The 25,088-nt window shown below is 69.1% G+C and carries 33 protein-coding genes; 8 read left to right on the top strand and 25 right to left on the bottom strand.

Going from position 1 to position 25,088, the window contains the following annotated elements; translation table 11 throughout:
- The first annotated feature begins 37 nt into the window (after positions 1–37).
- From ACFYUV_RS11285 to ACFYUV_RS11305, 5 genes are all read left to right on the top strand, one after another.
- A complete protein-coding gene (locus ACFYUV_RS11285) occupies positions 38–994 on the top strand; it encodes a DUF2637 domain-containing protein (RefSeq protein WP_387667684.1) in 957 nt (318 codons plus the stop codon).
- Entirely contained in the window at positions 991–1,449 is a 459-nt protein-coding gene (locus ACFYUV_RS11290) for a hypothetical protein (protein WP_387667687.1), read from the top strand. Before ACFYUV_RS11285 ends, ACFYUV_RS11290 begins: the two co-directional genes overlap by 4 nt.
- A 38-nt stretch (positions 1,450–1,487) precedes the next feature.
- A complete protein-coding gene (locus ACFYUV_RS11295; RefSeq protein WP_387667689.1) occupies positions 1,488–1,895 on the top strand; it encodes a transcriptional regulator in 408 nt (135 codons plus the stop codon).
- Positions 1,892–3,976: a hypothetical protein gene (locus ACFYUV_RS11300; RefSeq protein ID WP_387667691.1), complete on the top strand. Its 2,085-nt coding sequence runs from the start codon at positions 1,892–1,894 to the stop codon at positions 3,974–3,976. Before ACFYUV_RS11295 ends, ACFYUV_RS11300 begins: the two co-directional genes overlap by 4 nt.
- A gap of 142 nt (positions 3,977–4,118) precedes the next feature.
- Positions 4,119–4,316 (top strand): hypothetical protein, encoded by a 198-nt coding sequence (locus tag ACFYUV_RS11305; RefSeq protein WP_387664536.1) that lies wholly within the window; start codon positions 4,119–4,121, stop codon positions 4,314–4,316.
- A gap of 155 nt (positions 4,317–4,471) precedes the next feature.
- Here the strand turns inward: ACFYUV_RS11305 and ACFYUV_RS11310 are convergent, their stop codons facing one another.
- From ACFYUV_RS11310 to ACFYUV_RS11380, 15 genes are all read right to left on the bottom strand, one after another.
- Positions 4,472–4,795 carry a hypothetical protein gene (locus ACFYUV_RS11310; protein WP_387667693.1) on the bottom strand — a complete coding sequence of 108 codons (324 nt, stop codon included), beginning with the start codon at positions 4,793–4,795 and terminating at the stop codon, positions 4,472–4,474.
- Positions 4,792–4,941 (bottom strand): hypothetical protein, encoded by a 150-nt coding sequence (locus ACFYUV_RS11315; RefSeq protein WP_387667695.1) that lies wholly within the window; start codon positions 4,939–4,941, stop codon positions 4,792–4,794. The genes ACFYUV_RS11310 and ACFYUV_RS11315 overlap by 4 nt, the downstream gene beginning before the upstream one ends.
- 32 nt (positions 4,942–4,973) lie before the next feature.
- On the bottom strand, positions 4,974–5,225 hold the full coding sequence (locus ACFYUV_RS11320; RefSeq protein ID WP_387667697.1) for a hypothetical protein: 252 nt from the start codon (positions 5,223–5,225) through the stop codon (positions 4,974–4,976).
- 88 nt (positions 5,226–5,313) lie between these two features.
- Positions 5,314–6,168 (bottom strand): helix-turn-helix domain-containing protein, encoded by an 855-nt coding sequence (locus tag ACFYUV_RS11325; protein WP_387667700.1) that lies wholly within the window; start codon positions 6,166–6,168, stop codon positions 5,314–5,316.
- Positions 6,149–6,676: a DUF6879 family protein gene (locus tag ACFYUV_RS11330; RefSeq protein WP_387667703.1), complete on the bottom strand. Its 528-nt coding sequence runs from the start codon at positions 6,674–6,676 to the stop codon at positions 6,149–6,151. Before ACFYUV_RS11330 ends, ACFYUV_RS11325 begins: the two co-directional genes overlap by 20 nt.
- Entirely contained in the window at positions 6,673–6,876 is a 204-nt protein-coding gene (locus ACFYUV_RS11335) for a hypothetical protein (RefSeq protein WP_387667706.1), read from the bottom strand. The genes ACFYUV_RS11330 and ACFYUV_RS11335 overlap by 4 nt, the downstream gene beginning before the upstream one ends.
- 265 nt (positions 6,877–7,141) lie before the next feature.
- Complete coding sequence (locus tag ACFYUV_RS11340) at positions 7,142–7,432, bottom strand: hypothetical protein (protein ID WP_387667708.1); 291 nt, start codon at positions 7,430–7,432, stop codon at positions 7,142–7,144.
- Positions 7,429–10,854 (bottom strand): hypothetical protein, encoded by a 3,426-nt coding sequence (locus ACFYUV_RS11345; RefSeq protein WP_387667710.1) that lies wholly within the window; start codon positions 10,852–10,854, stop codon positions 7,429–7,431. Before ACFYUV_RS11345 ends, ACFYUV_RS11340 begins: the two co-directional genes overlap by 4 nt.
- Positions 10,855–10,866: 12 nt before the next feature.
- Positions 10,867–11,700 carry a helix-turn-helix domain-containing protein gene (locus tag ACFYUV_RS11350; protein ID WP_387667713.1) on the bottom strand — a complete coding sequence of 278 codons (834 nt, stop codon included), beginning with the start codon at positions 11,698–11,700 and terminating at the stop codon, positions 10,867–10,869.
- On the bottom strand, positions 11,697–11,972 hold the full coding sequence (locus ACFYUV_RS11355) for a hypothetical protein (protein WP_387667715.1): 276 nt from the start codon (positions 11,970–11,972) through the stop codon (positions 11,697–11,699). The genes ACFYUV_RS11350 and ACFYUV_RS11355 overlap by 4 nt, the downstream gene beginning before the upstream one ends.
- Positions 11,965–12,441 carry a hypothetical protein gene (locus tag ACFYUV_RS11360; protein WP_387667717.1) on the bottom strand — a complete coding sequence of 159 codons (477 nt, stop codon included), beginning with the start codon at positions 12,439–12,441 and terminating at the stop codon, positions 11,965–11,967. The genes ACFYUV_RS11355 and ACFYUV_RS11360 overlap by 8 nt, the downstream gene beginning before the upstream one ends.
- A 203-nt stretch (positions 12,442–12,644) precedes the next feature.
- Complete coding sequence (locus ACFYUV_RS11365) at positions 12,645–12,920, bottom strand: hypothetical protein (RefSeq protein ID WP_387667720.1); 276 nt, start codon at positions 12,918–12,920, stop codon at positions 12,645–12,647.
- Positions 12,921–12,937: 17 nt separating this feature from the next.
- Positions 12,938–13,333: a hypothetical protein gene (locus ACFYUV_RS11370; protein WP_387667722.1), complete on the bottom strand. Its 396-nt coding sequence runs from the start codon at positions 13,331–13,333 to the stop codon at positions 12,938–12,940.
- Between the two features lie 241 nt (positions 13,334–13,574).
- On the bottom strand, positions 13,575–14,789 hold the full coding sequence (locus ACFYUV_RS11375) for a hypothetical protein (protein WP_387667724.1): 1,215 nt from the start codon (positions 14,787–14,789) through the stop codon (positions 13,575–13,577).
- A 191-nt stretch (positions 14,790–14,980) separates the two neighbouring features.
- A complete protein-coding gene (locus ACFYUV_RS11380; protein ID WP_387667726.1) occupies positions 14,981–15,844 on the bottom strand; it encodes a toprim domain-containing protein in 864 nt (287 codons plus the stop codon).
- Between the two features lie 26 nt (positions 15,845–15,870).
- On the opposite strand from ACFYUV_RS11380, the gene ACFYUV_RS11385 reads away from it, so the two are divergent.
- Entirely contained in the window at positions 15,871–16,245 is a 375-nt protein-coding gene (locus ACFYUV_RS11385) for a hypothetical protein (protein ID WP_387667728.1), read from the top strand.
- 295 nt (positions 16,246–16,540) lie between these two features.
- On the opposite strand, the gene ACFYUV_RS11390 is transcribed toward ACFYUV_RS11385, so the two are convergent.
- The gene (locus ACFYUV_RS11390; RefSeq protein ID WP_387667731.1) at positions 16,541–16,783 is read right to left on the bottom strand and encodes a hypothetical protein; all 243 of its coding nucleotides are present in this window, start codon (positions 16,781–16,783) and stop codon (positions 16,541–16,543) included.
- A 205-nt stretch (positions 16,784–16,988) separates the two neighbouring features.
- On the opposite strand from ACFYUV_RS11390, the gene ACFYUV_RS11395 reads away from it, so the two are divergent.
- The gene (locus ACFYUV_RS11395; protein ID WP_387667733.1) at positions 16,989–17,639 is read left to right on the top strand and encodes a multiprotein-bridging factor 1 family protein; all 651 of its coding nucleotides are present in this window, start codon (positions 16,989–16,991) and stop codon (positions 17,637–17,639) included.
- A gap of 4 nt (positions 17,640–17,643) precedes the next feature.
- Positions 17,644–18,936 (top strand): tyrosine-type recombinase/integrase, encoded by a 1,293-nt coding sequence (locus ACFYUV_RS11400; protein WP_387667735.1) that lies wholly within the window; start codon positions 17,644–17,646, stop codon positions 18,934–18,936.
- Positions 18,937–18,948: 12 nt separating this feature from the next.
- Here ACFYUV_RS11400 and ACFYUV_RS11405 read toward each other — a convergent pair whose 3' ends face one another.
- The 9 genes from ACFYUV_RS11405 to rimM form a co-directional block, all read right to left on the bottom strand.
- Positions 18,949–19,143: a magnesium chelatase domain-containing protein gene (locus tag ACFYUV_RS11405; RefSeq protein ID WP_387667737.1), complete on the bottom strand. Its 195-nt coding sequence runs from the start codon at positions 19,141–19,143 to the stop codon at positions 18,949–18,951.
- A complete protein-coding gene (locus ACFYUV_RS11410) occupies positions 19,144–19,497 on the bottom strand; it encodes a YraN family protein (protein WP_352350319.1) in 354 nt (117 codons plus the stop codon). It abuts the gene before it with no gap.
- A gap of 1,113 nt (positions 19,498–20,610) precedes the next feature.
- Complete coding sequence (locus ACFYUV_RS11415) at positions 20,611–20,934, bottom strand: DUF2469 domain-containing protein (RefSeq protein WP_026215037.1); 324 nt, start codon at positions 20,932–20,934, stop codon at positions 20,611–20,613.
- Between the two features lie 39 nt (positions 20,935–20,973).
- The gene (locus tag ACFYUV_RS11420) at positions 20,974–21,642 is read right to left on the bottom strand and encodes a ribonuclease HII (protein ID WP_364324443.1); all 669 of its coding nucleotides are present in this window, start codon (positions 21,640–21,642) and stop codon (positions 20,974–20,976) included.
- 50 nt (positions 21,643–21,692) lie between these two features.
- On the bottom strand, positions 21,693–22,289 hold the full coding sequence (gene lepB, locus ACFYUV_RS11425; RefSeq protein WP_352330985.1) for a signal peptidase I: 597 nt from the start codon (positions 22,287–22,289) through the stop codon (positions 21,693–21,695).
- A complete protein-coding gene (lepB, locus tag ACFYUV_RS11430; RefSeq protein ID WP_387667740.1) occupies positions 22,289–23,146 on the bottom strand; it encodes a signal peptidase I in 858 nt (285 codons plus the stop codon). The genes lepB (ACFYUV_RS11425) and lepB (ACFYUV_RS11430) overlap by 1 nt, the downstream gene beginning before the upstream one ends.
- A 142-nt stretch (positions 23,147–23,288) precedes the next feature.
- Entirely contained in the window at positions 23,289–23,651 is a 363-nt protein-coding gene (rplS, locus tag ACFYUV_RS11435) for a 50S ribosomal protein L19 (protein WP_352350313.1), read from the bottom strand.
- Positions 23,652–23,788: 137 nt separating this feature from the next.
- The gene (trmD, locus tag ACFYUV_RS11440) at positions 23,789–24,568 is read right to left on the bottom strand and encodes a tRNA (guanosine(37)-N1)-methyltransferase TrmD (protein ID WP_364324447.1); all 780 of its coding nucleotides are present in this window, start codon (positions 24,566–24,568) and stop codon (positions 23,789–23,791) included.
- Positions 24,568–25,068 (bottom strand): ribosome maturation factor RimM, encoded by a 501-nt coding sequence (gene rimM, locus ACFYUV_RS11445; RefSeq protein ID WP_358283744.1) that lies wholly within the window; start codon positions 25,066–25,068, stop codon positions 24,568–24,570. Before rimM ends, trmD begins: the two co-directional genes overlap by 1 nt.
- Positions 25,069–25,088 lie beyond the last annotated feature (20 nt).

Below are 25,088 nucleotides of genomic sequence, written 5' to 3' on the forward strand. Positions count from 1 at the left end.
ACCGCTCGAACTCAGTCCCGCCCGGCCGGTCGACGGTGTGGCCACGCGCCGCGTCGCCATCGCGGTCGTGTCGGTCATCGCGGCCGTGGCCGCCTATGTGTCATTCCGGCATCAGCACGGGCTCGCCACGTCCGCCGGTGAACCCGCGTCGACGGCGTGGACCCTGCCCGTCCTGATCGATGGCGTGATCATCATGGGGTCGCTCGTGATGCTCGACGCCTCGCGCCGGCGGCACCGTTCTCCGTGGCTGGCCCGGCTCGCGCTCATTGCCGGGGCAGTTGCCACGCTGGCGGCGAACGTGGCGCACGGCTGGTCTGGCGGACTGGCGTCCAGCCTGATCAGCGCGGTCGCACCGATCGTTCTCGTGGTGGCGTACGAGCTGCTCATGGGCATGCTGCGCCGCTCCCCGCACACCGGCCCGGTCATCGACCACCGGCCGGTCGAGGAGGCCGACGCTCAGCCCAGCGAGCGGGAGGAGCCGGAAGCTGACCGGCCCGAGCCGGTCGTGCCCGGCACGGTCGAGGAGGCGGCACGGTTCGCGTACGAGGCGAGCGTGCTCACCCGGGAACCGCTGTCCGAGCGCAAGTTGTCCGACCGGTTCAAGCTGACCCGTGGCGCTGCTCGGGCGATCATTGGCGAGGTGGCTGACGAACTGGTCGCCATCACGCTGCAGATGCAAGGCAAGCCGCCGCACCCCGACCAGCTCGTCACCCGGTTCGGGATCACAGAGCGGCGCGCGGTCGAGCTGATCAACGCCCGGCTCACCGAGCAGCCCGCCGCTCCCGACGACGAGCCCGCGGAGGTTCACCCCGCGACCGTGCAGAAGCGCCCCGTCCGCTGGGGTGACCGCGTCGTCCCCGTGCCGTCTCAGGACGTCGGCATGCCAGCCTCGCCGGAGGTCCGCCAGCGCATCGCCCAGATGCGCAACGAGGCGCTCATGAACTACGGGTCCGAGTCGTCCGCCAGCAACGGGCAGGCCGGTGAGGACCAGTGAACGCGACCTCGCACACCGCGTGGGCCGGGGACGTGGTCGCCGGCTTCGTGAACCTCGGCGGCGCGATCGTCGAGCTGCACACCGCACGGTTCATGACGCAGTGGTTGTCCGGGCCTCCGTACGCGTGCGACGAGCCGTATGCAGTGGACGGCTGGAACTGGCGCTGCCGCGGCTGTGCCGCCTATGGCCGCGAGGGCGACAGCTACAACGACCCCGGATTCCGCAAGCTGGCCGAGGCGCGCGGCGAGGCGCAGGCACATGCCGAGAAGTGCCGCGCCGTCCCCTTGCTGACCGAGCTGACCGGGTGGGAGTACCTCGTCGAGTCCTACCGCGACAAGTGGACGACGTTCGAGAACGTCCTCGAACGGCACTGCCGGTCCGGCTGGGAGCTGGTCACGGTGGACTGGGATGGCCGGAGGGTCGTGTTTAGGCGACCCGCCAGGGGGGCCGCATGAGCCCCGCCGTCGCGGCGTTCGCATCCGTGTTTGCCGCCTTGTACGCTGCCCATTCCTTCGGTGACCATTGGTTCGGCCAGACGCACCGGCAGGCGCTCGGCAAGGGCGCACGGACCCGCCAGGGCGTCCGGCACTGCCTCGGCCACGTCGTCCTGCTGGCCGCGCACAAGGCGGTCGCGCTCGGCCTGCTGTGCATCGTGACTGGGCTGCACCTCTCGCTCACAGCCGCCGCCATCGCTCTGGCCGTCGACGGCGCCAGCCACTACTGGGCCGACCGCCGCTACACCCTGGCCTGGCTCGCCGACCGCACCGGCAAGGGCGACTTCTACCGGCTCGGCCTCGGCGAGGCGGCCCCGTGCGGCACCGGCGCCTACGCCCTCGACCAGTCCTGGCACATCGCCTGGCTGTTCGTCACCGCCCTCATCATCGCGGTTGGTGCGCGGTGACCGAGTCCGAGAAGGCTGCGCGGCAGACGCACTACGAAATCGAGCTGGACGCCGAGCCCGAGCCGGACGCGGGCAAGCCGGTCTATGCCGACGTCGTCACCGAGGACCACGAAGCGCGGCCGATCATTCCGGCCGCGCTCCGGCGCGGGAACCGCCGGCCCGCCGCCAGACGCTTCCTCGGCCGTCTGGCGCACCGGCTCGGCTACCACAGCCTGCGAACCCCCTGGTATGCGGCGCTGGCGCTGTGGTGGGCACCCGCGGGCGCATGGAAGGTTCTGGCTGCGGCGGGCAGGTGGGCGTTCGACAGCGACACCATGAGCCGCGCCAAGGTGACCCCCGATGCCGAGGCGGCGCTGAAGTTCATCGAGGTGGCCGACAAGCATCGCCGCCACCGCCTGCCGTGGTTCATCATCGGCCTCGCTTGCCTGCTCGTCTCGCTGCTGGTGCTGGCGCGCGTCAGTCCGTGGTGGGTGCAGGCCGGCGTCCTGGCGGCGGTGCTGCCGTTGCTGGCCAAGGTGGGCCATCCGGTCGACCAGCGGATCGTGCACGCCGCGGTGGTGGCTCCCCGGTTTCGCAAGATGACCCCGGATGTCGTCCTGCGCGGCTACTACGCGGCCGGGCTCGGGCACCCCGACAAGAAGGACCAGCAGGTCACGTTCGGGTCGGTGATGCGGCGCGAGGGCGACGGCAGCGCTGTCCTGATCGACCTCCCGTACGGCAAGGGGTTCGGCCACGTGGTCAAGGCCAAGGAGGACCTCGCGTCCGGCCTCGACGTGGCCGTCTCGCAGGTGTTCCTCACCCGCGACCCGTCCTCCAACAGGCGGCACAAGCTGTGGGTGGCCGATCGGGACCCGCTGTCCATCCCGGCTGGCCGCACGCCGTTGCTGAAGCTGCAGCCGACCGACATCTGGCAGCCTGCGCCGCTCGGGCTCGACGAGCGCGGCCAGGCGGTGACGCTGCTGATGATGTGGGTGTCCATCCTGGTCGGTGCCCAGCCGCGGCAGGGCAAGAGCTTCACCGCCCGGCTGCTGGCCTTGTACGCGGCGCTGGACCCGTACGTGAAGCTGTGCGTGTTCGACGGCAAGGGCTCGCCGGACTGGCGCAAGTTCGCGCTCGTGGCCGACCGGTTCAGCTTCGGGTTCGCCATGTCCCGCGACGGCGACCCGCTGGAGATCTTCGTGGAGACGCTGCGCGAGCTGAAGGCAGAGGTGCAGTGGCGCTACCAGCGGCTGTCGGAGCTGCCCGTGGACGTGTGCCCGGAGGGGAAGCTGACGCGCGACCTCGCCCGTGACCCGCGCTACGGCATGCCGGTCCGGCTGGTCGTGATCGACGAGTGCCAGGAGTACTTCGACACCGGAGACAAGGAGCTGGACAAGGAGATCTCCGGGCTGCTGGTGTTCCTGGTCAAGGTCGCGCCTGCGGCCGGCGTGATCGTGCTGGACGCCACGCAGAAGCCGGGCGGTGTCGGCTCCGGCGAGATCGCCACCCGGTTCACCGCGTTCCGCGACCAGCACCAGGTGCGCATCGGGCTGCGGACCGGCTCCTACCAGGTGTCGGACATGGTGCTCGGGTCCGGCTCGTCCACGGAGGGATACGACACCTCCACCCTGTTGCCCACGTACAAGGGCGTCGGGATGCTGCGCGGCGCCTCCGACGACACGCCCACCGTCCGTTTCCACCTCGCCGACGCCGGCGACGCCGAAAAGATCCTCACCTACGCGCGGACCCTGCGGGAGAAGGCGGGCACCTTGTCGGGGATGGCCGCCGGCGAGGAGGCCGTCAAGCAGGCGCGAGACGTGCTGTACGACGTGCAGCAGGTGTTCTACGGCGGCGAGGACAAGCTGACCTGGCGGCTGCTGGCCGAGCGTCTGCGCGAGCAGCTTCCGGAGGGCTACGCCAGCGAGACGCAGGAGTCCATCAGCGCCAAGCTGCGTGAGCTCGGCGTGGCGAGCGAGAACGTGCGGGACTCGGTCACCGGGGACCCGCTCAAGGGCTGCAAGCTGGCTGCGGTGAAGCAGGCCGCGGAGCGGCGGGCCATCGAGTCGAACGGTGGCGGTAGCGGCCGGCCGGTCCTGCGGTGAGCCCGTTCAGGCCGTATCCCGGGCCCGGGCAGGGTGGCCGCTACCCGCTACAAGCGCACGTTCCCCCATGTCAGCCGGTAGCGGGCCCTGTAGCGGCGCCGCTACGTGTAGCGGGATCGCCGCTACAGGAGGGAGGGTCACCATGGACCCGTTCACCGCTCTGCTGATCGCCGCGGCGGTCGTGGCTGTGCTCTACATCGCCGTCACCCGCAACCCGCTCACCCGGTGCTCCCGCTGTGGGGGCAGCGGCATGGTCCGCTCGTGGGTGCTGCCGTGGCGGTACCGGCCATGCGCGCGCTGTCGGCGGTCGGGCGAGATCCGTGGCCGTTTCGGGCGCTAGATGCTGCTTGCCTAGCCGCCCTCGGAAGACGCGCTTCCTTCGCTGTAGCAACCCCAGGTCCGCGAGGTCTGGGGTGCGGCGAAGCGTCTTCCGAGGGCGGCGTGTGCACCCCCGTCTAGCCCCCTCCAGTACTAGAGCGGGGGTGGTCTAAGGGATCAGCGCCTGAGGTGCCGCAGATACATGCCGTAGGCCCTGTGCATCAGCCCGACGCGTAGATCATTCTCGGAGATGCGCGCCTTCGCCGCCGCCTTGGCGTAGTCGCCGCTGATCGGCACGGGCCCGAGGTCGTTGAGCATGTAGAGCAGGGTCACTGCGGCGAGAACGTCGCAGTCCTCGGCAGGCCGCCATGGCTTCTCCTGATGGCCTCGCCGGCCAGCTTCGGTGAGCCACCAGCCGCCTTCGACGTCGATCTCGAAGGAGTAGGTGACGCCCTTTGGGGCGATGACGGCGAATTCGTCGCGGTAGTCGCGGGGGATCACGCCGATTCCTCCGGTTCCGGGACGACCTGCTCAACCAGATGACCGCCCTGGCGCTTGGGGCAGACAGATCCCTTCGCGCTCTCCCAGTCGCCGAACGCGTTCTCCTCGACGGAAGCGGCACACGCCAAGCAGAACAGGAAGCCCATCACAGGACTCCCGCCCGAGTCTGTGAGGCTGCTCATGCGCCGCGCCGCCAGCCGTGAGCGAGGCGGACGATCGGCGCCTCGATGCGCTCCAGGCGCTCGAAGGTCGACGCCTCGATGACTTCGCCGCTGGCGCGGTGGACGGCGGTCCAGGAGCCGTCTGGCCGCTGCTCGACGTGGCGGAACCCGGGGACCTCGACGGCCGGCCGACACCCGGTCACGGTGTCGGGGCCGACCGGCCTGCTCGTGGTGGCGCATATGCCCGACGCGGGGGCTTGCGCTCGCATGGGGGGTTCGGACCCGTGACTGTCCATGCCCAGGACGGTAAGAACGACGGCCAGCGCCAGGCCAGGATGTTGCGCAATGTTGCGGCAATCAGCGGCCGGCAAGGTCGTCGATGACCTCCAGGACGCGCGCTCGCGCCGCGCGGCCGGTGAGAGCCACGCTGGCCAGGTGCTCGAACATCCGCACGTACAGCTCGACCTCGCGCGGCCGGGTGACCTCAAGCGCGGCCGTGGGGGTCTCCAGGGTCACCAGCTCGTCATCGAAGATCCAGAAGCCCGCCGAGGCAACACAGGGCCGCTCGATCATCAAGGGGATGATGCGAACCGAGACGTGCGGATGCGACATGACCGTCAGCAGCCGCTGAAGCTGCTCGCGCTGCTCGGCGGCCGAGCCGAACCATGTCCGTAGCGCCTGCTCCTCCAGGAGGACATCGAACCGCTTGCCCGGGGCGTGGATGACCTGTTGCCGTTCCATCCGCGCCTCGACCGCCTCCTCGAGGTCGTTGGGGGCGTCGAGGAACCCGAACCAGAAGGTGAGCATCGCGCGGGCGTAGCCGGCCGTCTGGAACAGGCCCGGGATGACGTTGTGCTCGTAGATCCGGAACCGGCGAGTCCGCTCGTACAGCGGGACGGGGGCTCGCATGAGCCGCTTCATGCCCGCGCGGGTCTGGCGGCGCAGCTCCTGGTACATCGTCTGGATGGCGCGCACGGTGGCGATGAGGTCGGGCACTTGGTCGTCAGCGGCACAGATGCGGCACCAGATGCGGATCTCTTCCTCGGTGGCGATCTTCACGCCGTGTTCCATGCGGCTGACCTTGGTGAAGTGCCAGCCTGCTTGCGCGGCGAGGGCGCGGCCGGTGAGGGCCGCGCCCATGCGGATCTCCCGCAGACGCGCGCCGAGTTCTTCGGCGATCTGCCGTTCCGGGTTAGGAGGGCGAGTAGTCACGGTGCGGGATGGCGTACTTCCAGACGTCGGCGAACGCGTTCTCGCAGGTCTTGACGTCCCTGGGGTCGGTGGACCCGGTGATCGCGCGGGTGAGGCCATCGCCAGTGTAGGTAAGGAACACCACCAGGCGGTGGTCGAGGACGTAGAAGTCGTTGGCCGGCAGCATGACGACGGCACCCGGCTCGGTGAGCTGGTGGCGCGGCACCCAACGGATATCCTCCCCGGCGTCCACCATCGGATGGGCGATGGAGTGAGACCACCTCTGGTAGTCGCTCAGCGGCTCGGAGACGACCCGTGCGCGGCGAACGGTCCTCCCGGCGGCAGTGTGCTCTCGGAGCGTGGCACACCAGCCCTGGAGCCACTCGAGGTCGTCTGGCTCTCCGGCCGCCCACTTCGCCATGTAGGGCAGTTCGATCGCCGTTCCGTAGGCGTCTCTGGTCTCGAGGTGGATGGCCTCGCGCTCGATGCCGCTCAGCAGGTTGTCGAACTCGGCAGGAGAGATGATCACGCGCCACCCTGGAAGAACGGGACGAGCCTGTCCGGGATCTCGACCGCGGTCTCACCTTCGGGGATGTTCATCAGCTGGAGTGCGTCTGGGTCGGTAACAACCCACCCTTGGACCACCCAGCTCCCCCGGTCTGTCCGGTAGAGCGTCGGTGACTGGGTCGGGTTGCTGTCAGGGTCCTTCGCGACGAACGTGAGGCGCATGCTCGCTCCTTGCTGGTTGCGGATTGTTGCGCGCCCCGATGGTCCGTCGGCAACCCAGGCCCGTCAAGCGACCAGGACAAGAGAGCATCGACGGAATGAGGCCCTTCCGCGCGTGCGCGTGAGGGTCCTCCCGAAACTCCGGAAATACAGCGGTGCGGCGGCGGGCTCCATGCCCCCGCCGCCGCACCGCTCCCCGGGCCGCTGTTACCTGGGGGATGGTCCCGGCCGCCGGTCGGAGGACAGTTGCCGACGGCCGGGACCACGCTCATGGAGGAGTCTCGTCGCTCCCCTGCGCGGCCACCATCTGGCCGAACTGCGACATGAACCGCGTCGCGACCGCCGTGCCGTCGGCCTCGTCCCACGCCTGACAGATACACGCGGTCGTGGCCGCGAACGCCCCCACCAGCTTGCCCAGGCGGTAGATGACTTCCTTGTCCGAGGTCGCGCCCTCCCGCACGGCCTCATTGGTCATCTTGAGGATGTCGTGCAGCTCGAGCCCCGACCGCATGCCCGTCACCAGGGCAACCACCTGCGCGCTCGCGTTGAAGTCCGTCATCCCTGGTACACCTCCCGGTCGAGCTGGCGGATCTGCTCGCGGATCGCCTCGGCGAACCGGCGGGCCGACATCGGGTTGTTGGGGTCGATGATGCCCTGGACGTTGACCACGAGGTTCTCCACGTGCACGCCGCGCGCGGCCGAGCCGCCGGCCGGGCCGGCGGTCACCGCGCCGAACGCTCCGTCGAACCCGGGCGCCGGCGACGGCACGGCCAGAGCAGACAGGCCGGGCAGCATTGGCGCGAACGCGTCGGCCCCGGCCCGCATCACCTGATTCGCCGCGGCGACGAGCTCGCCCTCCTGGCCGCGGATGCCGTCGGCCAGCGCGGTCATCATCGATTCACCCGAGTACAGCACCCAGCCGCGGCCGGAGAACGGGCCGCGCTTGGCCGGCGAGAACGGGAAGAAGTCGCGGATCCGCTTCAAGATGTCCGAGGCGGCGTTGGCCGCGTCCTGCAGCTTGGAGTACAGGCCGTCGATCAGGCCCTGGACGACGGACCGGCCCGAGTCCCACAGCAGCGACCCGAGGTTGCCGAGCGCGCCGGTGATCCGGCCCGGGATGTCCCGGATGGTGCCCATCATGTCGTCGACCTTGCCGCTCACGGCCGTCTTGATCTCGTTCCACTTGTCGGAGACGAAGGTCTTGAGCCCGTCCCAGATGTCGTTCCACTTCTGCTTGATCGCGTCAAGGGTGTCGCGGATCTTGGTCTTGATGTCCTCGATCTTGTCCGCGATGGCGTTCTTGATCAGGTTCCACTTGTTCTCCACCCAGTCGACCACCTGGCCGAGCCAGGTGGCGAACATCTGAGGGAGGTTCCCGAACCAGCCGATGATCTGCCCGGCCCGGTCGGTCAGCCGCTGAAAGTCACCGATGATGGCCGTGATCTTCGGGGCGAGATCGGCCGCGAGCTGGGCGGCGATGATGCCGATCTTGGCGAACACGAGCCCCAGGTCGGTCAGCTGGGGAATCATCGGCAGCACGGCGGGGAGGATCTCGTTGATGAACTTGATGGCGAGATCGGTCAAGATCGGTAGAAGCGGTTCGGTCGCCTTCCACAGCTCGACGAACGCGGGCACGAGCCCGGTGAGCAGGCTGGGGATCAGGTTGAGGATCGGCGGCAGCACCTGCGTGAGCACGGCCGCGGCGATCTCGCCGAACGCCTGGTAGATCGGCGGCATCAGCGGCGCGAGCTGCGTCAAGGCGGTGGAGATCGCGGCCAGCGCGGGCTTGAGCGCGTCGGCCAGGGCGACCACGATGGGGCCCAGCACCGCGCCCAGGTTGGACATGGCGATGGCCAGTCCTTGGGCCAGGATGCCGGCCAGCTGCGCCACGATGGGCAGCAGCGGCGCCGCGGCGATCAGAACGTCGGAGATGCCCTTGCCCAGGGCTAGCAGCCCGGCCTGCATCGCGGGGTCGGCGAACGCGATGGCCAGGTACTGGGCAACGGTCGTCAGGCCGGGTCCGAGCGCGGCCAGAGCGGGCCCCAGAGCGTTGATCGCAGCGGTCAGGGCGGGTGCCAGGGCCAGGGCGATTTGTGCGATCTGGGGGACGATCAGGGCCAGCGCGCCGCCGAGCGCGGCGAACACGTCGCCGAGCGCGGCGCCGAGCGGCGTCAAGGGTCCGATGTTCTCGACCATGCGGCCGAACCCCTGCACCATGGCGACCAGGCCGGGCCCCATGGCGGCGATCCCGGCCCCCAGGGTCTTGATCGCGTCAGCGAGCACGGGGCCCAGGGCGGTCGCGACCTTGGCGGCCTCGGGGGCGATGGCGGCCACCGCGCCGCCGAGCGCGGTCAGCACCGGCATCAGCGCGCGGCCGACGTCGTTCAGCGCCTTGAAGACGGTGACGAGCACGTCTTGCCCCTGGGCGGAGTTGACCCAGCGGTTGAACGTGTCGACGAGCTGGCCGAGCACGCCGAGCGCGCCGCCGCCCGCGGTCTCCGCCGCCTTGAGCAGGCCGGTGAAGACCTGCCACACGTCCTTGACCAGGCCGCCCAACTGCTTGAGCACGTCGGTGGCATCGTTCAGCCAGGCCAGCGCCTGTCCACCCGCGCTGATCTGCGACATCCACTCGCCGAACCTGGTCAGCACGTCGGCCAGACCGCCGGACATGCCGGCCAGCCACGTCGACCCAACCACGCCCAGATCGGTGAAGCCCTGCAGCAACGGCCGCAACGCCTCCCAGACCCCGTCCAGCAGCGTGCGCACGTTGACGAGCACCTTGTCGAGCTGCTCCACCGTGCCGGCGGCCGAGACCCAGTCCAGCGTCAGCCGCGTCATGCCGCCGAACGCAGCGGCGATCTCGCTCAGGGAGAACTTCAGCCCTGAGATCCCGTCGATGAAGGGCCGCAAGTGGCCCGCGAGCTGCTCGGTGAACGCGTCCTGCGCCGCCGCCTTGAACGATTGGAGTTGCGGGATGACCTGTTGGAACTCGGTGACGAAGTCGCGTCCGCCCTGCGACAGTCTCCCCAGGGCTTCGCCGAGCTTCTTGTCGTCGCCGGCCAGGGCCGCCTTCATCGCGTCGCCCAGCCCGCCGACGGCCAGCTTCCACGTCAGGAACGCACCGGCCCCCACCAGGGCGACACCTGGCAGGCCGGCCAGGAGCCCGGACAGGGGCGCCAGGTCCGCGGCCAGCGTGACCACGTACCCGGCCGACGACGCCGCGGCAGCGCCAAGGCCCGCCACGCCGGCGGAGATCCCGCCCCATAGGCTGCCGGTGCCGAGCACCTTGTTCATGGCCACGGCGACGCTCTCGAACGCCGGTGCCAGGTTCTTCAGCGCGGCGCCGAGCCCGTCTGCGAACCCGTCCCCGAAGTCCTTGCCGAGCCTGCGTCCACGGTCCCGGTTGCCGTTCCCGGCCCCGCGGTCGACGCCGCGCTGGAACCCTTCCCCGGTCTCCTCGCCGACCGCCTCGGCATCCGCCACGAACCGGCCCCGGGCGTCGTGCCAGCGGCCGTTGTCGTCCAGCTTGAACGCCTCAGTGAACGCGCGCGCGAACGCGGCGCCGGTCTCGTCACCGAGCTTGGCCCCGGCCCGGACGAACGGCGACTTGTCGTCGCCGAAGCGAACCGCGCCCTCTTCCATGTGGTCGGCGAACTCCCGGCCGGCCGCGTCGCCGGACTCACGGCCCAGCTGCTTGCCCGCGCGGACGAAGGGCGCCCCGTCCTCGCCGAACTTGACGGCGCTGTCCTGCATCCGGTCGGCGAAAGCGCGCCCGGCCGCGAGGCCGGCCTCATCGCCGATCTCCCGGCCCTCAGCCTCGAACGTGCCGCGCTGGGCCCGCAGGCTGGCCGCCATCTCCTGGCCGAAGTAGTTACCGAAGTCGAGCCCGGTGCCGCGCAGGCCGTCGCGGACGTCGTCCTTGAACTTGTCGGTGAGCGCGCGGACGCGGACGAACGCCTCCGCAAGCGGAGTGCCAGCCATGGCGGTGCCCGATCAGGCCTGACCGGGGAACAGCGCGTCGTAGGTGTGGGCGGTCTCCCAGAACGCCGCGCGCACGCGCTCATCCTCGACGCGATCGGTCAGCGCCGGCGTCAGCTCGTCGAGCAGGCTCTTGGTGCCGTCGGGGTCGGCCGCCCACAGGTCGAGATAGTGGTCGCGGCGGGCACCCGGGATCTTGCGCGCCAGGATCGCCGCGTCGATGACCCGCTGCCCCTCGAGGTCTCTCATCTGGGCGTCGAACGCGGCGCGCACCTGCCGGTCCGTCGCGTCCGCCCCCAAGCCGAGCGCCTGGCGAAGCTTGGCCGGGGTCGCCCCGTCGACCGGCGGCGCCGGGTGCGGGGCGGGCTTGTGGGCACGCGCCGCTTCCCTCATCGGGGGGTTCGTGTACTCGTGAGACATGGTGCCGCTCCTTGATCGCTTGTCGGCATAGGCGACAAGGTCGGCACGGTCGATCACCCAACGTCCGCCCACCTGGACGGCCGGCAGAGTCCCCCGACGGCACAGGTCACGCACGCCGCGGGCTGTGATGCCGAGGAGCTCTGCCGCCTCCTCCGTACCAACCGCTTCCGAGGGTGGCGGGGGCGGATCTTGCGGCACTTCCGCACTTCCGGACACGGAAGCCCGATCTTGGGCAGCGGCCGCGATCGCCTCGAGGGCGGCGCCGAGCAGCTCGGCCAGCCGCCGCACCTGGGGCCGGGAGGCGGCACCGTCCCTCACCGCGGCGCGCTGCGCGAGCCGTAACGCTCGCTCGCAGTAGGCCACCCCGACCGGGCCCAGCAGGACCAGGCCGCCGGGCAGGCCGGTCGCCAGCGGGTCGGGATGGGTCATCGCGGCTCGCGGCCCGCCAGGTCCAGCTGCATGAGGTGCTCGAGGCGGAGCGTGTCGAGCCAGCGGGCGACGTCGGCCGGCGGCATGGCACGTACGGCGTGGACAGCCAGACGGGCGGCGACGCTGCGCAGCTCGTCGGTGTCGAGGTCGCTCAAGGTGATACGGACGCCAGCGAGGGCGGCGCCGAAGTCGCGTAGGCCGGCGGCCACCTCGAGAGTGAAGACGGCGCGGTCGAGGGCCTGGGCGTCCGTGAGCGGCGGCCGGTCAGCCACGGCGTGCGTCCTGCTCGGCCATGCGCGTCAGCTCGCGCGGCACCACCTCGCCGATCCAAGCTGGCCACCGGGCGCGCAGCTGCTCGGCCGCCCACGGCTCGACATCGCCCAGCAGCCGCTCGGCGTGGCCAAGCATGGCCTCGAGGATGGCCCGGATCACGTCGGCGATCTGCTCGCCTTGCCGTGCCGTGACGCGCTCGGCGTTGCGCAGCGCCCGCTCCTCCAGCCCGAGCCGGTTGATCTCGACGAGCACCCGGGCGGTCCGGTCGAGGGCGCGTTCGTAGAGGGCGAGCTCGGCGCGCAGCTGCTCGGCGCCCTTGTGGTCGGTGAACCGCCAGTCGTTCGCGCGCAGCTCGGCGACGCGGCCGGCCACGAACTCCTTGAACGCGGCGATCTCTGAGGCGAGCCGAAGCAGGGCCCCTACGGGGTCTTCAAGTGGCGCGGGCGTGCTGGTGGTCAGTCTGTCCATGGCACGTAGTGCCTTCCGTTCTGCGACCCGTACGGCCGCGGCTGCTTTCGTTTGGGGCGCCCGGCCGCCGTGTGCTGAGCAGACCGTGGTGCCGTGCATGGCGTACGCCTTGCACGGGGTGCCGTCGCTGCGGTGGCCGATGCACCGGAGGGCGGGGCGGATCTTCACAGGGGCGCTCTCATGGGTTGGCCGGGCGGGGGCGTTCAGAGGGGTCGCGTCTGCTCGCTGGCCTGCAGGGCGGCGAGCTGGTCGAGGGTGGCGGGGATGAGGCCGGCGGCGCCGTGGGACTGGAGGGCGCGGGTGAGGGTGTTGGCGGCGCGGCGTATCCAGATGTCGGGGAACTCGTCGTTGGGGTTGGTAGCGAGTCGGTGGAGTTCGGCTTGGAGCTGGTCGGGTTCGACGCCGCAGAGGAGGGCGAGACCGGCGGGAGTGGGGAGAGCGATGCCGTCGGCGACGGTGTACGGGGGTTCGGTGCTCATGGGCGGTCTCCAGACGGTCATCGGTAGCAGCCGCAGTCGCGGCAGTCGGGCAGCTTGTTGAGGAGTCGGCGGTAGACGACCTCGTAGGCATCGGAGGTGCGGAGCATCTCCTCGAAGGGGTTGGTCGCTGGCCTGCGGAGTTTCTCCTCGGTGCCGTCGAGGTGGCGGCCAAGGTCTATGACCTGCCATGTGGTGCTCGGTGGCCTGGCTTCGTCAATGGGGTAGCCGCGTTCCCAGCCGACGATTTCGCAGATGAACGGCTTGAGGTGAGCGTGGAAGAAGGTGTTGGCGCACCAGCGGGTGTTGTCGTTGGGGATGCCTGCGGCGACGTGATCGGTGAGGGCGTCGAGGGCGGCGGCGAGGGGCTCGACGGTAGCGATGGTTTCCCAGGTCGGGGTGATGGGTCTGGTCATGAGAACTCCGTGTGGGTCGGCTCTGGGCTCCAGCCCGGGGTTTGTCGAGCGCGTCGTGGGGGCTGCTGGACGTAGGAAAAGTAGGAACGTTTCCTACATGAGGCGTGTTCGAACCCCCCGGAATTTCGGACACTAAGGCATATATCTCTCGATTTATGATCTATAAGAGAGGGGCGGGGGCGGATCGGTGTAGGAAAATTCCTACTTCCAACATTCCGGGGAGCAGCGTTCCTACGGACCCTCATCGCGGCTCCGACCCCCCGAGGACGAACCCGCCGCCTTCCCGCCGAATCCAGTCCATCGACAGGGCGTAGTCGATGGCGTCACTCATCAGGTGCCGCTCCGAGCCGCCGAAGCTCTGGCCGAGCTCACGCAGCCCGGCCTTCTTGTTGGCGGCCGTGAGCTTGAGCACGTACGTGCGAGCACGCTTGGCCATGCGCAAGGTCTGCGCCTTGACCTTGGCGTCCTCGGCCTGCACCTCGCGCTCCGCGTACGCCTTGTTCCGGGCCTGCCTGGTCTCGTTCTCGCTGGCCGCGAGTCGGGCCTGCATCCACCGACGCACGGCGGTGGACGTGCGGGCGATGGTTGCGGCGATGGCCCAGTCGTCGGAGGTAACCGACAGGCGGCCGTCGAGGACTCCCAGGATGACGGCGACCTTGAGCCGGGCCAGGTTGGCGTGCCCGTCAAGGGCGTCTCCGTCGGTGCGGCCCTGCACCTGGGCGAGGTGGGCGACCCGGATCTCGTGCATGATCTCGGGGGCGATGTCGACGAGGCAGCGCTGCAGACCGTTGATGTTGGCCTTGAGGTGGCGGGCGTCAACGAGCGGCGGCCCCCATCGGAGCTGGCCGGGGTGCTCGGGGATCTCGTCGAGGCCGGGCATGGTCGGGGACTGAACGGCTAGCCACAGGAACCGCTGGGGCAGGCCGCCGTGGACGTCCTCGAACAGGAAGCCGGCGGTCTCAGGCTGGATGCCGAGGGCCACGCACAGCCGATAGGTGTGCGGCGCGAGCTGCTGGCCGCGCTCCTCATCGGCATAGGTGCCGCCGAGGCGTTCGCCTGACCACGCCTGCCGGAGCGTCTCCAGGGTGGTCTGCCCCTGGCGCTTCATCATCGGGCCGAGCATGGATCCCTCGTCGATCCGTACGAGCATGGCCTGCCATGCCTGCCGCCACTCGGTGCCGATGACCTTGCCGGTGTCGTCGGTGACGCTGTCTTTGACGAAAAACTTCTTGACCAGCCCCTCTCCGGACCCCACCGACAGCTCCCGGATCCGGTGATCCGGGAGGCTGACGAACGGGAGCAGCTCGGCGGCGGCGTCGAGCGAAGCGCCCTTGCCGCCGCCGGACGCGGCGACCAAGGCCCCGTACAAGGTCGGCGGCTGGTAGCGGCCGACGATGGGCGGGATCAACACGCGGTAGTCCGTGGTCACGGACGCGCGGACGAGCACAGCCGCCATGACCCCATCCGGAGCGATGAGGCGGCTGTGTGCGGCCTGGCGCACATGGGCAAACATGGGGCGGGCCCGCCAGAACTCCTCGGGGAGGACCGGCGGCAACACGCCGTCAGGCGACACCAGCGGCGGCCATCCCTCAGGCGGGCAGGGCGTGGGCGGCTTTACGAAGTCAGGCGCCCACGCCGGTGCGGTGGTCACGTGCAGGACTCCAGGTGGTACGGCTTGGGTGCCCACACGTCGAGGAAGTCGCCGGTGTGCCCGCCGGCGGCGAGGTGGTCGGCGGCGTCCTTGCCGTGGTGGGCTTGGATGACGTAGATGGACCGGGCCACCGGCGTGAGGTGGTCGACGACGGCCTGGGCGTGGCGGCGGCCGGCCTCATCGCGGTCGGCCACGATGGACACGTCCGCGCCGTGAAAGTGCTCGGCGAACTCCGGCCGCCACTTCCCGGCCCCCATCGGGTTGCAGGTCGCGGTGATGCCGGGCCGGGCGCTGAGCGCCTCGACATCCTTCTCGCCCTCGCAGATCATGACCACGCGCTCGTCGCGGACGGCAGCGAGGACCTCGGGGAGCCGGTAGGGCACTAGGCGCACCGCGATCCTCCCGCCGTCGTTGAGGCTCCAGCGGCGGCCGGACTTCGCGGATGCGTCGGGCCGCCACTGCCGGAAGCCCTGGCAGCCCTTCCCCTTCCGGGCGCACCTGGCCACGCCGTACAGGACCGCGCCCTGTTCGTCGCGGTAGAGGTACTCGGCAACCTTGTCGTGGCCGCACGGCATCCACATGTCTGGACCGGTGAGGCGGTCACGGGTGCGCTGCTGGTCAGGAGGCCAGAGCGCGGACATCGACAGGTCGAGAGCGGCCACGATGTCCTCGACCGGACACTGGGGTCCGCCGTGGCAGCGCAGCACCACGGCGCCATCCCGGCCCAGCCCGACCGAGAGGGACGGGTTGCGGTCGTCGTGAGCCGGGCAGCGCGCGGATCGGTTAGTACCGCTGCCGCGAGGCACGTGGCCGGTGACCTCGTACAGGCGTTGCAGGACGGCGGCGAGTGCGGCGCTCACTGACCCCACCTCGCGAATGTGATCCCATGGCGTGCGCCGATCTCAGCGAGCAGGTGGTCACCGGCCATGCAGCCGGGCTCGTGCTCGATGGCGGCGCTTCCCGACCTTGTGAGGCGGCGTACAGCACCGCAGTCGCACTGCCCGGTGAGGGTGGCGCGGCGGCGGCGGTCGACCGCGTGTTTGACCTCTGGCGGGAAGTCGTCGTGGAGGGGCGGGATAACGACCATGACGGGGCCGACCATCCACACCTCGTTGCCACTGGGCATCACAAAGACGAGCACGGGCGTAGCGTGCTGGGCCTGGTCGAGGGCGCGCTGTTGCCTTACCTGCTCGACGAAGCGGCGGTGCCGGGCCTGACGGCCGTTCACGATGCCGCTCCTCTCTGGGCCGGAACGACGTAGTAGAGGCCGAGGCCGCATCCGGCCTGGCGTTCGCCGTCGATGGGCGCGTCTGCGGCGCCGCGGTGGACGTGGGTGCCACGGCAGTGTGGGCAACGTTCGACGACGGAGAGCCAGCGCGTACGGCGCGCGGCGGGCGCGTAGGCGACGCCGATGACGGGGACGGCGGAGCGGGGTACGCTCGTTGTCGTGATGGTGGCGCTGGTGAGCGTCGAACTTGTTGAGGGGCGGCCCCGCGAAGGCCGCCCTTCTGCGTTGTCAGGCGGTGGTGCCGGCGGCTGCTGTCCGGCGGCGCTGTTCACGCGCTACGCCGCTGTTCGTCGGCGGCGCGCTGCTCGTCGAGCCACTGGTCGATCTCGGACTTCCAGGCGACGAGCCGCCTACCCTGCCTCCAGATCGGCGGCGCGGAGGGGTCGTTGGTGTGGCGACGATAGCGGAGACCGGCGGGGGTACTGCGAACGTACTCGGCGATCTCGGGGAGCAGCATGAGCTGGTCGTCGGCCGGACGTCTGCGCTGGGGGGCGCGTGTACTGTGAGCCATGAGCCTTCCTGTGCTGGTCAACGGCATGGGTTGGGTTCTCGCGGCCCAGCAGGGGGATGTTTGGCGACTGACCCTGCTGGGCCGTTTACGTACCCGGAGATACGGTTTTGAAGATCCGAGACCTTCAGTTCCTTATCTAACACCACTAGCCACATCTGTGCAACGAACTGCAGACTTAGCGCCAACAAAGCGTTATATTGCACCTGTGGCTGAGCATCCGAATCCCAGGTGGGAACACAACTTCGTCCAGCAGATGAAGCGACTCCGCGAGGCGCGGAAGATGACACAGACCGACCTGGCGCGTGAACTCAAGGCGTACGGTCTGCCGTTTCATCAGCCGACCGTCCAGCGCATCGAGAACGGCGAGCGCCCCGTGCGGCTCAACGAGGCGATTGTGATCGCAAGGGTCCTCGAGGCGGACTTCAACGGGATGCTGACCGAGGGAACAACGGATCAAGAACTCCGCTTCACCGTGGACCGGTTCCGGCGCGCGTCGCTCGACATCTCTGAGCAGGTAGCCGCCTCATTCGTCGCCTGGCAGGAGGAGATGCACAAGCTCGCCGCGGCGATGCGACCGCGCTTGGAGACCGGCACCCATGACCTCGACCCGGTGACGGCCTGGGGTCTGCTCTGGGTCTTCAAAGCACTGCACGCCGATCGGTTCTTCAGATCCACATGGGAAGGACTGCGGCTCATCAGTGGCCGGCCGGACAAGGGCGGGACTCACCGGCTCCCCGAGGAAGACTTCATCCACGTCATGAGGAACTGGTACACGGAGCACATCGAGGGCCGAGAGGATGCCTGGCTCGAGGCTCCCGATCTTGTGTACCAGGAATTCCCTGTCAAGGAGGTGTGACGAGATGGCTCACGTCGAAGACCGCTGGATGCGGAAGGCGCGCGGCCCGGACGGCAAGGTGCTGCTCGACGATAGGGGCAGGCCGGTCCTAGAGAAGGACCCGACAAGGTACGGCAAGGGCTCGCGGTGGCGGCTCCGGTACGACGGGCCTGACGGCCGCGAGAAGAACGAGAGCTTCGGCAGGAAGGTCGATGCCGACCGGCGGAAGATCGAGGTCGAGGCTGACCTACAGCGCGGCACGTACATCGATCCGGACGCGGGCAAGGTCACGTTCAAGGCGTTCGCCGAAGAGGTCATCAAGAACCGCACCCTCAACCCAAGCACCCGCGCGAAGATGCATAAGCGGCTCGCCACGCACGTCTACCCCGCGATCGGCGGCCAGGAGCTGGGCCGCCTAGCCAAGCGCCCCAGCATTCTGCAGGGCCTGGTGACGAGCCTGGCGGAGCATCTCGCCCCGAACACGATCAGCGTGATCATGGCGCACGTGAACCTCGTATTCACGGTGGCCATCGATGACGAGCTGATCGTCAAGAATCCGCTCAAGTCCAGCGCCGTGGTGATCCCGAAGGCGACCAAGAAGAAGCTCATCTTGTGGACTGCCGATCAGGTGTTCGATGTCCACGACGCCCTGCCTGAGCGCTACCAGGCGATGGTCGACGCCGGCCGGGGGCTGGGGTTGCGGCAGGGCGAGATCTTCGCGTTCAGCCCGGACGACATCGAATGGCTTCCCGGCGTGGTGCACGTTCAGCGGCAGATCAAGATTCTCAACGACCGGCTCATCTTCGCGTTACCCAAGGGCGACAAGCCGCGGGATGTGCCTCTGTCCGAGGGCGTCAAGATCGCCTTATCTGAGCACATGCGCCGCTTCGAGCCGGTCGAGGTGACACTGCCATGGATGAAGGAGGACGGGCCGCCGCACACCGCGCGGCTGTTCTTCGCCAACTCCTTTGGCCGGCCGGTGCACCCCTCGACGTTCCTCCGGACGTGGCACGTAGCGCTCGAGCAGGCGGGGATCGTGCCTCTGAAGCGGCGCGAGAAGCGTGGGAACGACTTCCGCGAGCACGGGATGCACATGCTGCGGAAGTACTTCACCTCCGTGCTGCTGGCCGAGGGCGAGAGCCCGAAGGCAGTCGCTGACTGGCTGGGCCACGCGGACGGCGGCGCGCTGCTGTTGAGGGTCTACGCCCACGTGCTGCCGAAGTCGGAACAGCGGATGCGGAGGATCATCGACGCGGCGATGAGACGGCCTGACTCTGCGGCTGGCGGCCCACAGGCGGCCCAAGGACGGCCCGAATGAGCGTTTACCCAGCTAGACCGGGGTCGTCCTGGGATAACTGCTGTTGACCACGGCGGATCGCACCCGGTCGCGGGCCTCGCTGAGCGCCGTGTCGGGCAGGCCGATGAGGTGGATGCCGGCCAGGCCGTTGCCCACGTCGGCCTCGACCTCGACGCTGCGGCCGCTCACACCGACCAGCGCGACGCTGCGGGTGCGGGCCACGGCCATCTAGATCGCCCCCCGTATGTGGCGCAGGGCGAAGTTGCCCGCGAAGCGCTCAAGGGCGATCACGTCTATGCGTACGGCTTCGAAGGACCGGGACTGCGCCGACAGCCATTTGGCGGCCAGCATGCGGAGCCGCGCCAGTTTGGTGTGGTTCACGGATTCCAGGGCTGTGCCGTGGGATCTGCTCGATCTGGTCTTGACCTCGACGACCACCAGGACCTGACCGTCCAGGGCGATGATGTCGATCTCGCCGCGACGGCAGCGCCAGTTGCGTTCGAGGATCGTCATTCCCTTGGCTTCGAGGTAGATCGCGGCCAGGTGCTCGCCTTCTTTGCCGAGCTCGTCTTTCGGAGCCATGGGTGGCGTCCCTTCGTCCGTCGTCGGTGCTGTGTTCGGTCACCGACCTTGGCGGATGGCGGGGAGATCAGACGGAGGCGAACGGGATTCTGGGGATAGCGGGGAGAGCTGGGCGGTGGCTTGTGGATAACTCCACGCAACCGAGGCTCGTTGCCGGGCCATTCGAGGGGCGTCATCTGTGCATCCATGCCCAGATGACGGGACGGGTCAGAGCGTTGTGTGATCAGGTGCGATGTGCGCTGTGACCGTCCTGCCCGAGGCGGCTCGCCGTGGCACGACAGTCGGCGACTGCACAGCGCAGGGGCGGCGGAGGCGCATCATGAGCCCTGCGGCCCTCCACGGCCCTGAAGCGATGCGGACGGCTGGCGGTGACGGTGTGGGTAGGACGCGGCCCCCATCCCACGAGGCGGCACATGACGGGCAGCACGTGGGAGGAGGCGGGTGAGCGCGTAGCGGGGGACGTGTAGCGCGTGGCAGGAGGAGGGGGCAGGCGCCTCCGTCGTGGGCCAGCTGGCGCTCATCTTGAGCCTGCTGCCAACGCTCATCGCGGGCCAGGCGTCGCTACCCTGAGCTGGCTAATGCTCCCGCCTGCCCGGCGCCCCTCACCTTGCGCTCGACGACGACCATCGCAAGCCGGATGACACCCCAGCACGCGCTCATCGCGCTCAGCGTGTGCCCACAGCGCCCAACGTGTCCCGGCAGGGCCCAACGTCCCGGCAGGGCCCAACGTCCCGGCAGAGCCCAACGTCCCGGCAGAGCCCAACATGTGCCGACAGCACCCAGCTAGCAGCAGGCGGGTGCTCAGCGTGCAGTATGGGGCCAGCGTGCAGGAGGCGGCGGTACTCAGCAGGTGCAGGTGCGCATTGTGCAAGGCATCGGGCCGATGAGGTCAGCGTTGGTCAACCAGCAACGAGACATCCTGGGACCAATAGCCGCCCAGATCGATGAGTCCCCCGATACGGCGTGGCAGCCGCGGCGTCACGCTGCAACCCCAGAACCCTGGAACTCCAGGTGCGAGCGCAAGCTCAACCGAGCCCAACACGCCGCCACCGCCGGACGCACCAACAACACCCGCCGCCCCACCGGCCCCCGCCTCGACGGCGCCCCTTCGACCTACCCCGAGAACCCTTCCTTGGGCATCTCCAGGTCGGCCTTGGCCAGCTCTTCCACGTTCACATCCTTGAACGTGACCACCCGCACGTTCTTCACGAACCGCGCCGGCCGGTACATGTCCCACACCCAGGCGTCCTGCATCTTCACATCGAAGAAGACGTCGCCGTTCTCCGCCGTACGGACGTCGAGGTCGACCGAGTTGGTCAGGTAGAACCGACGCTCAGTCTCCACGACGTATGTGAACAAACCGACGACATCACGGTATTCGCGGTAAAGCTGCAGCTCCATCTCGGTTTCGTATTTTTCGAGATCCTCTGCGCTCATCGCGGTCCTCCTGTCGTACCGGTCCCCCGGTTCGCCTGCTCAGGCAACCCCGGCCCCCATCTCATTTTCACCCATCCCCCTGGCCACCGTGACGAAGGAGTAACGGTGTTCGGGGCACGGGCCGTGTCTCTCCAGTGCCAAACGGTGTCCTGGCGTGACATACCCCTTGTGCTCGGCAAAACCGTACTGAGGGAACCTTCGATCCAGCTCGACCATGAGGCGGTCCCTCGTCACCTTGGCCACGATCGACGCGGCCGCCACGCAGGCGGCCACCTGATCCCCCTTCCACACCGCCAGGGACGGCGCGGGCATGCCGGGCACCGGGAAGCCGTCCGTGAGGATGTACTCCGGATCACATGGCAACTGCGCCACAGCCCGCCGCATTCCGGAGATGTTGCTCCTGTGCAGCCCCCGGGCGTCGATCTCGGCGGCCGGGATCACCACGACGCCCACGTGGGCGGTGGCGACGACGCGGTCGTACAGGCGCTCGCGCACCGGCGGGGACAGCACCTTGGAGTCACCGAGACCGTCGATCTCCCTGCGCAGGACGACGGCCGCGACGACCAGCGGCCCGGCGCAGGCGCCGCGGCCCGCCTCGTCGACGCCCGCGATCGGGGTCAGCCCACGGCGGGCCAGCGCCCGCTCGTAGGCGTAGAGTCCGGAATCGCGCCGGACGACGCTCGGTCGAGGGCGGAACGCAACTGTCATGACACTCGAAGCGTACGCCCCATTCGCCGCAAACCGCGACCGAAAGCCCCTTACTTGACCTTGTCGAAAGTCTCGGGCGTGGAGAACAGGTAGCCGCGCGACAGCGGCCAGTAGCGGACGACCGCCTTGCCGATCACGTCGTCGACGGAGATGAAGCCGCCGCCGGGCTCGTCCATGTGGGCCCGCGAGTCCGCCGAGGCGGTGCGGTGGTCGCCCATCAGCCACAGTTTGCCGGCCGGGACGGTGACGCTGAACTTGTCGCCGCCGCCGAAGTCGCCGGGGTAGAGGTAGGACTCCTCGTCGAGCGGCGTGCCGTTGACGCTGATGCGGTGCTTGGAGTCGCAGCACACCACCTTGTCGCCGCCGACGCCGATGACCCGCTTGATGGTGTCCTCGCCGGTACGCCAGCCCTTGAAGACCACGATGTCGCCGCGCTCGGGATCGCCCGCCAGCTTGTTGACGAAGACCCGGTCGTTGATGAGCAGGGTGTTCTCCATCGACTCCGACGGGATGTAGAACGACCCGATCACGAACGCCTGGAGCAACAACGCGATGCCCACGCCGAGCACCAGCAGCAGGACGGTCTCCCGGAAGCCGCCCTTTTTCTTCTCTTTGGCCACGCCCTCCGCCTTCTTGGTGACGGCCATCAGCGCTTCCTCCCCAACCGGCGCCGACGAACCAGGACCAAGGGTACGGCCAGCCCGAACCCGGCCACCAGCGGTACGGCCCCTCCGAGTGCCTGGAGCGCGGGCTGCGCGAAGGTGTCGGGTATGGACAACACGCCCGCCCGGTTGAACGGCCAGACGATCACGAAGGCCCGGCCGATGACCTGACCTTCGGGGATCGAGCCGCCGCCCTGGTCGCCGGTGTGCGAGCGGGAGTCGAGCGAGACGGAACGGTGGTCGCCCATCACCCACAGCCGCCCGGGCGGCACGGTGATGTCGAAGAACCGGTCGGACGGCACATTGCCCGGATAGAGGTAGCTCTCCTCGTCGATGGCCGTGCCGTTGACCGTGATGCGCCCCTTGGAGTCGCAGCACTTGACGTGGTCGCCGCCCACGCCGATGACCCGCTTGATGTAGTCCTTCTCGCCGGGGACGACGCCGAAGGCCGTGCCGACCCAGCGGAAGAAGCCCGCGATCGGATTGGACGGCTCCTCGACCTCGAACTCGCCGTCCCAGGAGTCGACGCCGGAGAAGACGACCACGTCGCCGCGCTCGATGTCACGGGTGTGGTAGACGAGCTTGTTGACCAGGACCCTGTCGTTCTTGAGCAGGGTGTTCTCCATGGACTCCGACGGAATGTAGAAGGCCTGGATCACGAACGTCTTGATGATCAGGGCCAGCACGAGGGCCACAACGACAAGTACGGGGAGTTCTTTCCAGAACGACCCCTTCTTCTCCTTGTCGCCCTTTGCCGGCTTCTGAGTCTCTTCGGCGACCACGTCCACCTCGTCCTCGACAGGGCGGCGCGAGGCGCCGTGCTCCTGGTCTTCGCTTGTCATCGCTGACGAGCCTAGATGATGGAACGGCTCGACAAGCCTCGACCGACGTTACACCCACGCACGAGTCGCTCCACATAAAGGAAATGGCCCCGCAAAGCCGAAAGGCCCGTGCGGTGCACGGGCCTTTCGGAAAAGATTGGGGTTACTTCGCGGGCGTGGACTCACGCTTCTCGCGGATGCGGGCGGCCTTGCCGCGCAGGTCGCGCATGTAGTAGAGCTTGGCGCGACGCACGTCACCGCGGGTCACGAGCACGATCTTCTCGATGACCGGGCTGTGCACCGGGAAGGTGCGCTCGACGCCGACGCCGTAGCTGACCTTGCGGACCGTGAAGGTCTCGCGGGCGCCGCTGCCCTGCCGGCGCAGCACGAAACCCTTGAAGACCTGGATACGGGAGCGGTTGCCTTCGACGACTCGTACGTGGACCTCGAGCGTGTCACCGGGGCGGAACGCCGGGACGTCGCTCCGAAGGGTCGCCTTCTCGAGCTCCTGGATCTTCGTGTGCATGAGAGCTGTCCTCAAGTCCTCGCGAGCACGCGGAGGTCCACCCGGCCGGAGCTCGCGGCGGACACGCTTGCTGATTTGATGAACCCGGGACCGTTACCCGGGCATGACGGACCAACCGTGTGATGGTCGGCAGCGATTCAGTTTGCCACATCTTCCGGCCGGACGCGAAACGAGAGCTCGTCGAGCAGCTTCCTGTCGTGCTTGTCGAGCGTCTCGGGATCGAGCGCCGCGGCCAGTTCCGGCCGGTTCCGCACCGTACGCCGGAGCGCCTCGTCCCGTCGCCATCGGGCGACTTTTCCGTGATGTCCGGACAGCAGCACCGAGGGAACCTCGTGCCCGCGCCAGACCGGCGGCTTGGTGTAGACCGGGCCTTCCACCAGGTTCTGCATCGAACCCGGCGCGAAGGAGTCGTCCACGGCCGACTGGGCGTTGCCCAGCACGCCGGGCAGCAGCCTGCCGACGGCCTCGACCATCACCAGCACCGCGACCTCGCCGCCGGCCAGCACGTAGTCGCCGATGCTGACCTCGTCGACCCGCAGCCGGGCGCCGTACTCGGCCATGACGCGCGAGTCGATGCCCTCGTAGCGCCCGCAGGCGAACAGCAGCCACGGCTCGGCGGCCAGCTCCTGGGCCATCTCCTGGGTGAACGGCCGCCCGCTCGGCGTCGGCACGATGACCCGCGGAGCGCCGTCGCCGATCACCGAGTCGATGGCCTCGCCCCAGACCTCGGGCTTCATCACCATGCCGGGACCGCCGCCGTACGGCGTGTCGTCGACCGTCCTGTGCACGTCGTGCGCCCAGTCGCGGAGCTGGTGGACGCGTACGTCGAGGGTGCCGCGCTCGCGCGCCTTGCCGATCAGCGAGACGTCGAGCGGGGCGAAGTACTCGGGAAAGATGGAGATGATGTCGAGGCGCATCACAGCAGGCCCTCTGGCGGGTCGACGACCAGGCGCCCGCCCGTCAGATCGACCTCGGGCACCAGGGCCTTCACGAACGGGATGAGCGCGTCGTCCTGCCCGCGCCGGCGTACGACCAGCAGGTCCTGGCCGTGGTGCAGCACGTCGGTGACCTCGCCGACGGGCTCGCCCGACACGGTCTCCACCGCCAGCCCGACGAGCTGGTGGTCGTGGAACTCGTCCGGGTCGTCCGACGACTCCACGTCGGCGGAGTCGATGACCAGCATGGTGCCCCGGAGCTCCTCGGCGGCGTCGCGGCCGTGAACCCCCTCGAACGCGATCAGCAGCACGCCCTTGTGCCAGCGGCGGCTCTCGACCACGAGCGGCCCCGCGCTCGCCGGGTCGGTCGCGACTGCCACGCCCTCGGCGAAGCGCAGCTCGGGATCGTCGGTGCGCACCTCCACGGTGACCTCGCCGCGTACACCGTGCGGACGGCCTATCCGGCCGACGACCAGCTGCACGTAAACCCACCTTCTCCTAA

It is taken from the genome of Nonomuraea sp. NPDC003560 (assembly GCF_042878785.1).
Classification (GTDB): domain Bacteria; phylum Actinomycetota; class Actinomycetes; order Streptosporangiales; family Streptosporangiaceae; genus Nonomuraea.

What these genes read in the sequence shown, in the direction of transcription:
- ACFYUV_RS11340 (WP_387667708.1), bottom strand. Translation starts at nt 7,432, where the DNA reads ATGACGGACTTCAACGCGAGCGCGCAGGTGGTTGCCCTGGTGACGGGC.
- ACFYUV_RS11420 (WP_364324443.1), bottom strand. Translation starts at nt 21,642, where the DNA reads ATGACAGTTGCGTTCCGCCCTCGACCGAGCGTCGTCCGGCGCGATTCC.
- rplS (WP_352350313.1), bottom strand. Translation starts at nt 23,651, where the DNA reads ATGCACACGAAGATCCAGGAGCTCGAGAAGGCGACCCTTCGGAGCGAC.
- ACFYUV_RS11370 (WP_387667722.1), bottom strand. Translation starts at nt 13,333, where the DNA reads ATGACCAGACCCATCACCCCGACCTGGGAAACCATCGCTACCGTCGAG.
- lepB (WP_352330985.1), bottom strand. Translation starts at nt 22,289, where the DNA reads ATGGCCGTCACCAAGAAGGCGGAGGGCGTGGCCAAAGAGAAGAAAAAG.
- ACFYUV_RS11405 (WP_387667737.1), bottom strand. Translation starts at nt 19,143, where the DNA reads ATGGCCGTGGCCCGCACCCGCAGCGTCGCGCTGGTCGGTGTGAGCGGC.
- ACFYUV_RS11375 (WP_387667724.1), bottom strand. Translation starts at nt 14,789, where the DNA reads ATGGCGGCTGTGCTCGTCCGCGCGTCCGTGACCACGGACTACCGCGTG.
- ACFYUV_RS11400 (WP_387667735.1), top strand. Translation starts at nt 17,644, where the DNA reads ATGGCTCACGTCGAAGACCGCTGGATGCGGAAGGCGCGCGGCCCGGAC.
- ACFYUV_RS11360 (WP_387667717.1), bottom strand. Translation starts at nt 12,441, where the DNA reads ATGGACAGACTGACCACCAGCACGCCCGCGCCACTTGAAGACCCCGTA.
- ACFYUV_RS11410 (WP_352350319.1), bottom strand. Translation starts at nt 19,497, where the DNA reads ATGGCTCCGAAAGACGAGCTCGGCAAAGAAGGCGAGCACCTGGCCGCG.
- ACFYUV_RS11335 (WP_387667706.1), bottom strand. Translation starts at nt 6,876, where the DNA reads ATGCGCCTCACGTTCGTCGCGAAGGACCCTGACAGCAACCCGACCCAG.
- ACFYUV_RS11415 (WP_026215037.1), bottom strand. Translation starts at nt 20,934, where the DNA reads ATGAGCGCAGAGGATCTCGAAAAATACGAAACCGAGATGGAGCTGCAG.
- ACFYUV_RS11350 (WP_387667713.1), bottom strand. Translation starts at nt 11,700, where the DNA reads ATGACCCATCCCGACCCGCTGGCGACCGGCCTGCCCGGCGGCCTGGTC.
- lepB (WP_387667740.1), bottom strand. Translation starts at nt 23,146, where the DNA reads ATGACAAGCGAAGACCAGGAGCACGGCGCCTCGCGCCGCCCTGTCGAG.
- ACFYUV_RS11315 (WP_387667695.1), bottom strand. Translation starts at nt 4,941, where the DNA reads ATGGGCTTCCTGTTCTGCTTGGCGTGTGCCGCTTCCGTCGAGGAGAAC.
- ACFYUV_RS11320 (WP_387667697.1), bottom strand. Translation starts at nt 5,225, where the DNA reads ATGCGAGCGCAAGCCCCCGCGTCGGGCATATGCGCCACCACGAGCAGG.
- ACFYUV_RS11390 (WP_387667731.1), bottom strand. Translation starts at nt 16,783, where the DNA reads ATGGCTCACAGTACACGCGCCCCCCAGCGCAGACGTCCGGCCGACGAC.
- ACFYUV_RS11305 (WP_387664536.1), top strand. Translation starts at nt 4,119, where the DNA reads ATGGACCCGTTCACCGCTCTGCTGATCGCCGCGGCGGTCGTGGCTGTG.
- ACFYUV_RS11385 (WP_387667728.1), top strand. Translation starts at nt 15,871, where the DNA reads ATGGCGTGCGCCGATCTCAGCGAGCAGGTGGTCACCGGCCATGCAGCC.
- ACFYUV_RS11345 (WP_387667710.1), bottom strand. Translation starts at nt 10,854, where the DNA reads ATGGCTGGCACTCCGCTTGCGGAGGCGTTCGTCCGCGTCCGCGCGCTC.
- trmD (WP_364324447.1), bottom strand. Translation starts at nt 24,568, where the DNA reads ATGCGCCTCGACATCATCTCCATCTTTCCCGAGTACTTCGCCCCGCTC.
- ACFYUV_RS11365 (WP_387667720.1), bottom strand. Translation starts at nt 12,920, where the DNA reads ATGAGCACCGAACCCCCGTACACCGTCGCCGACGGCATCGCTCTCCCC.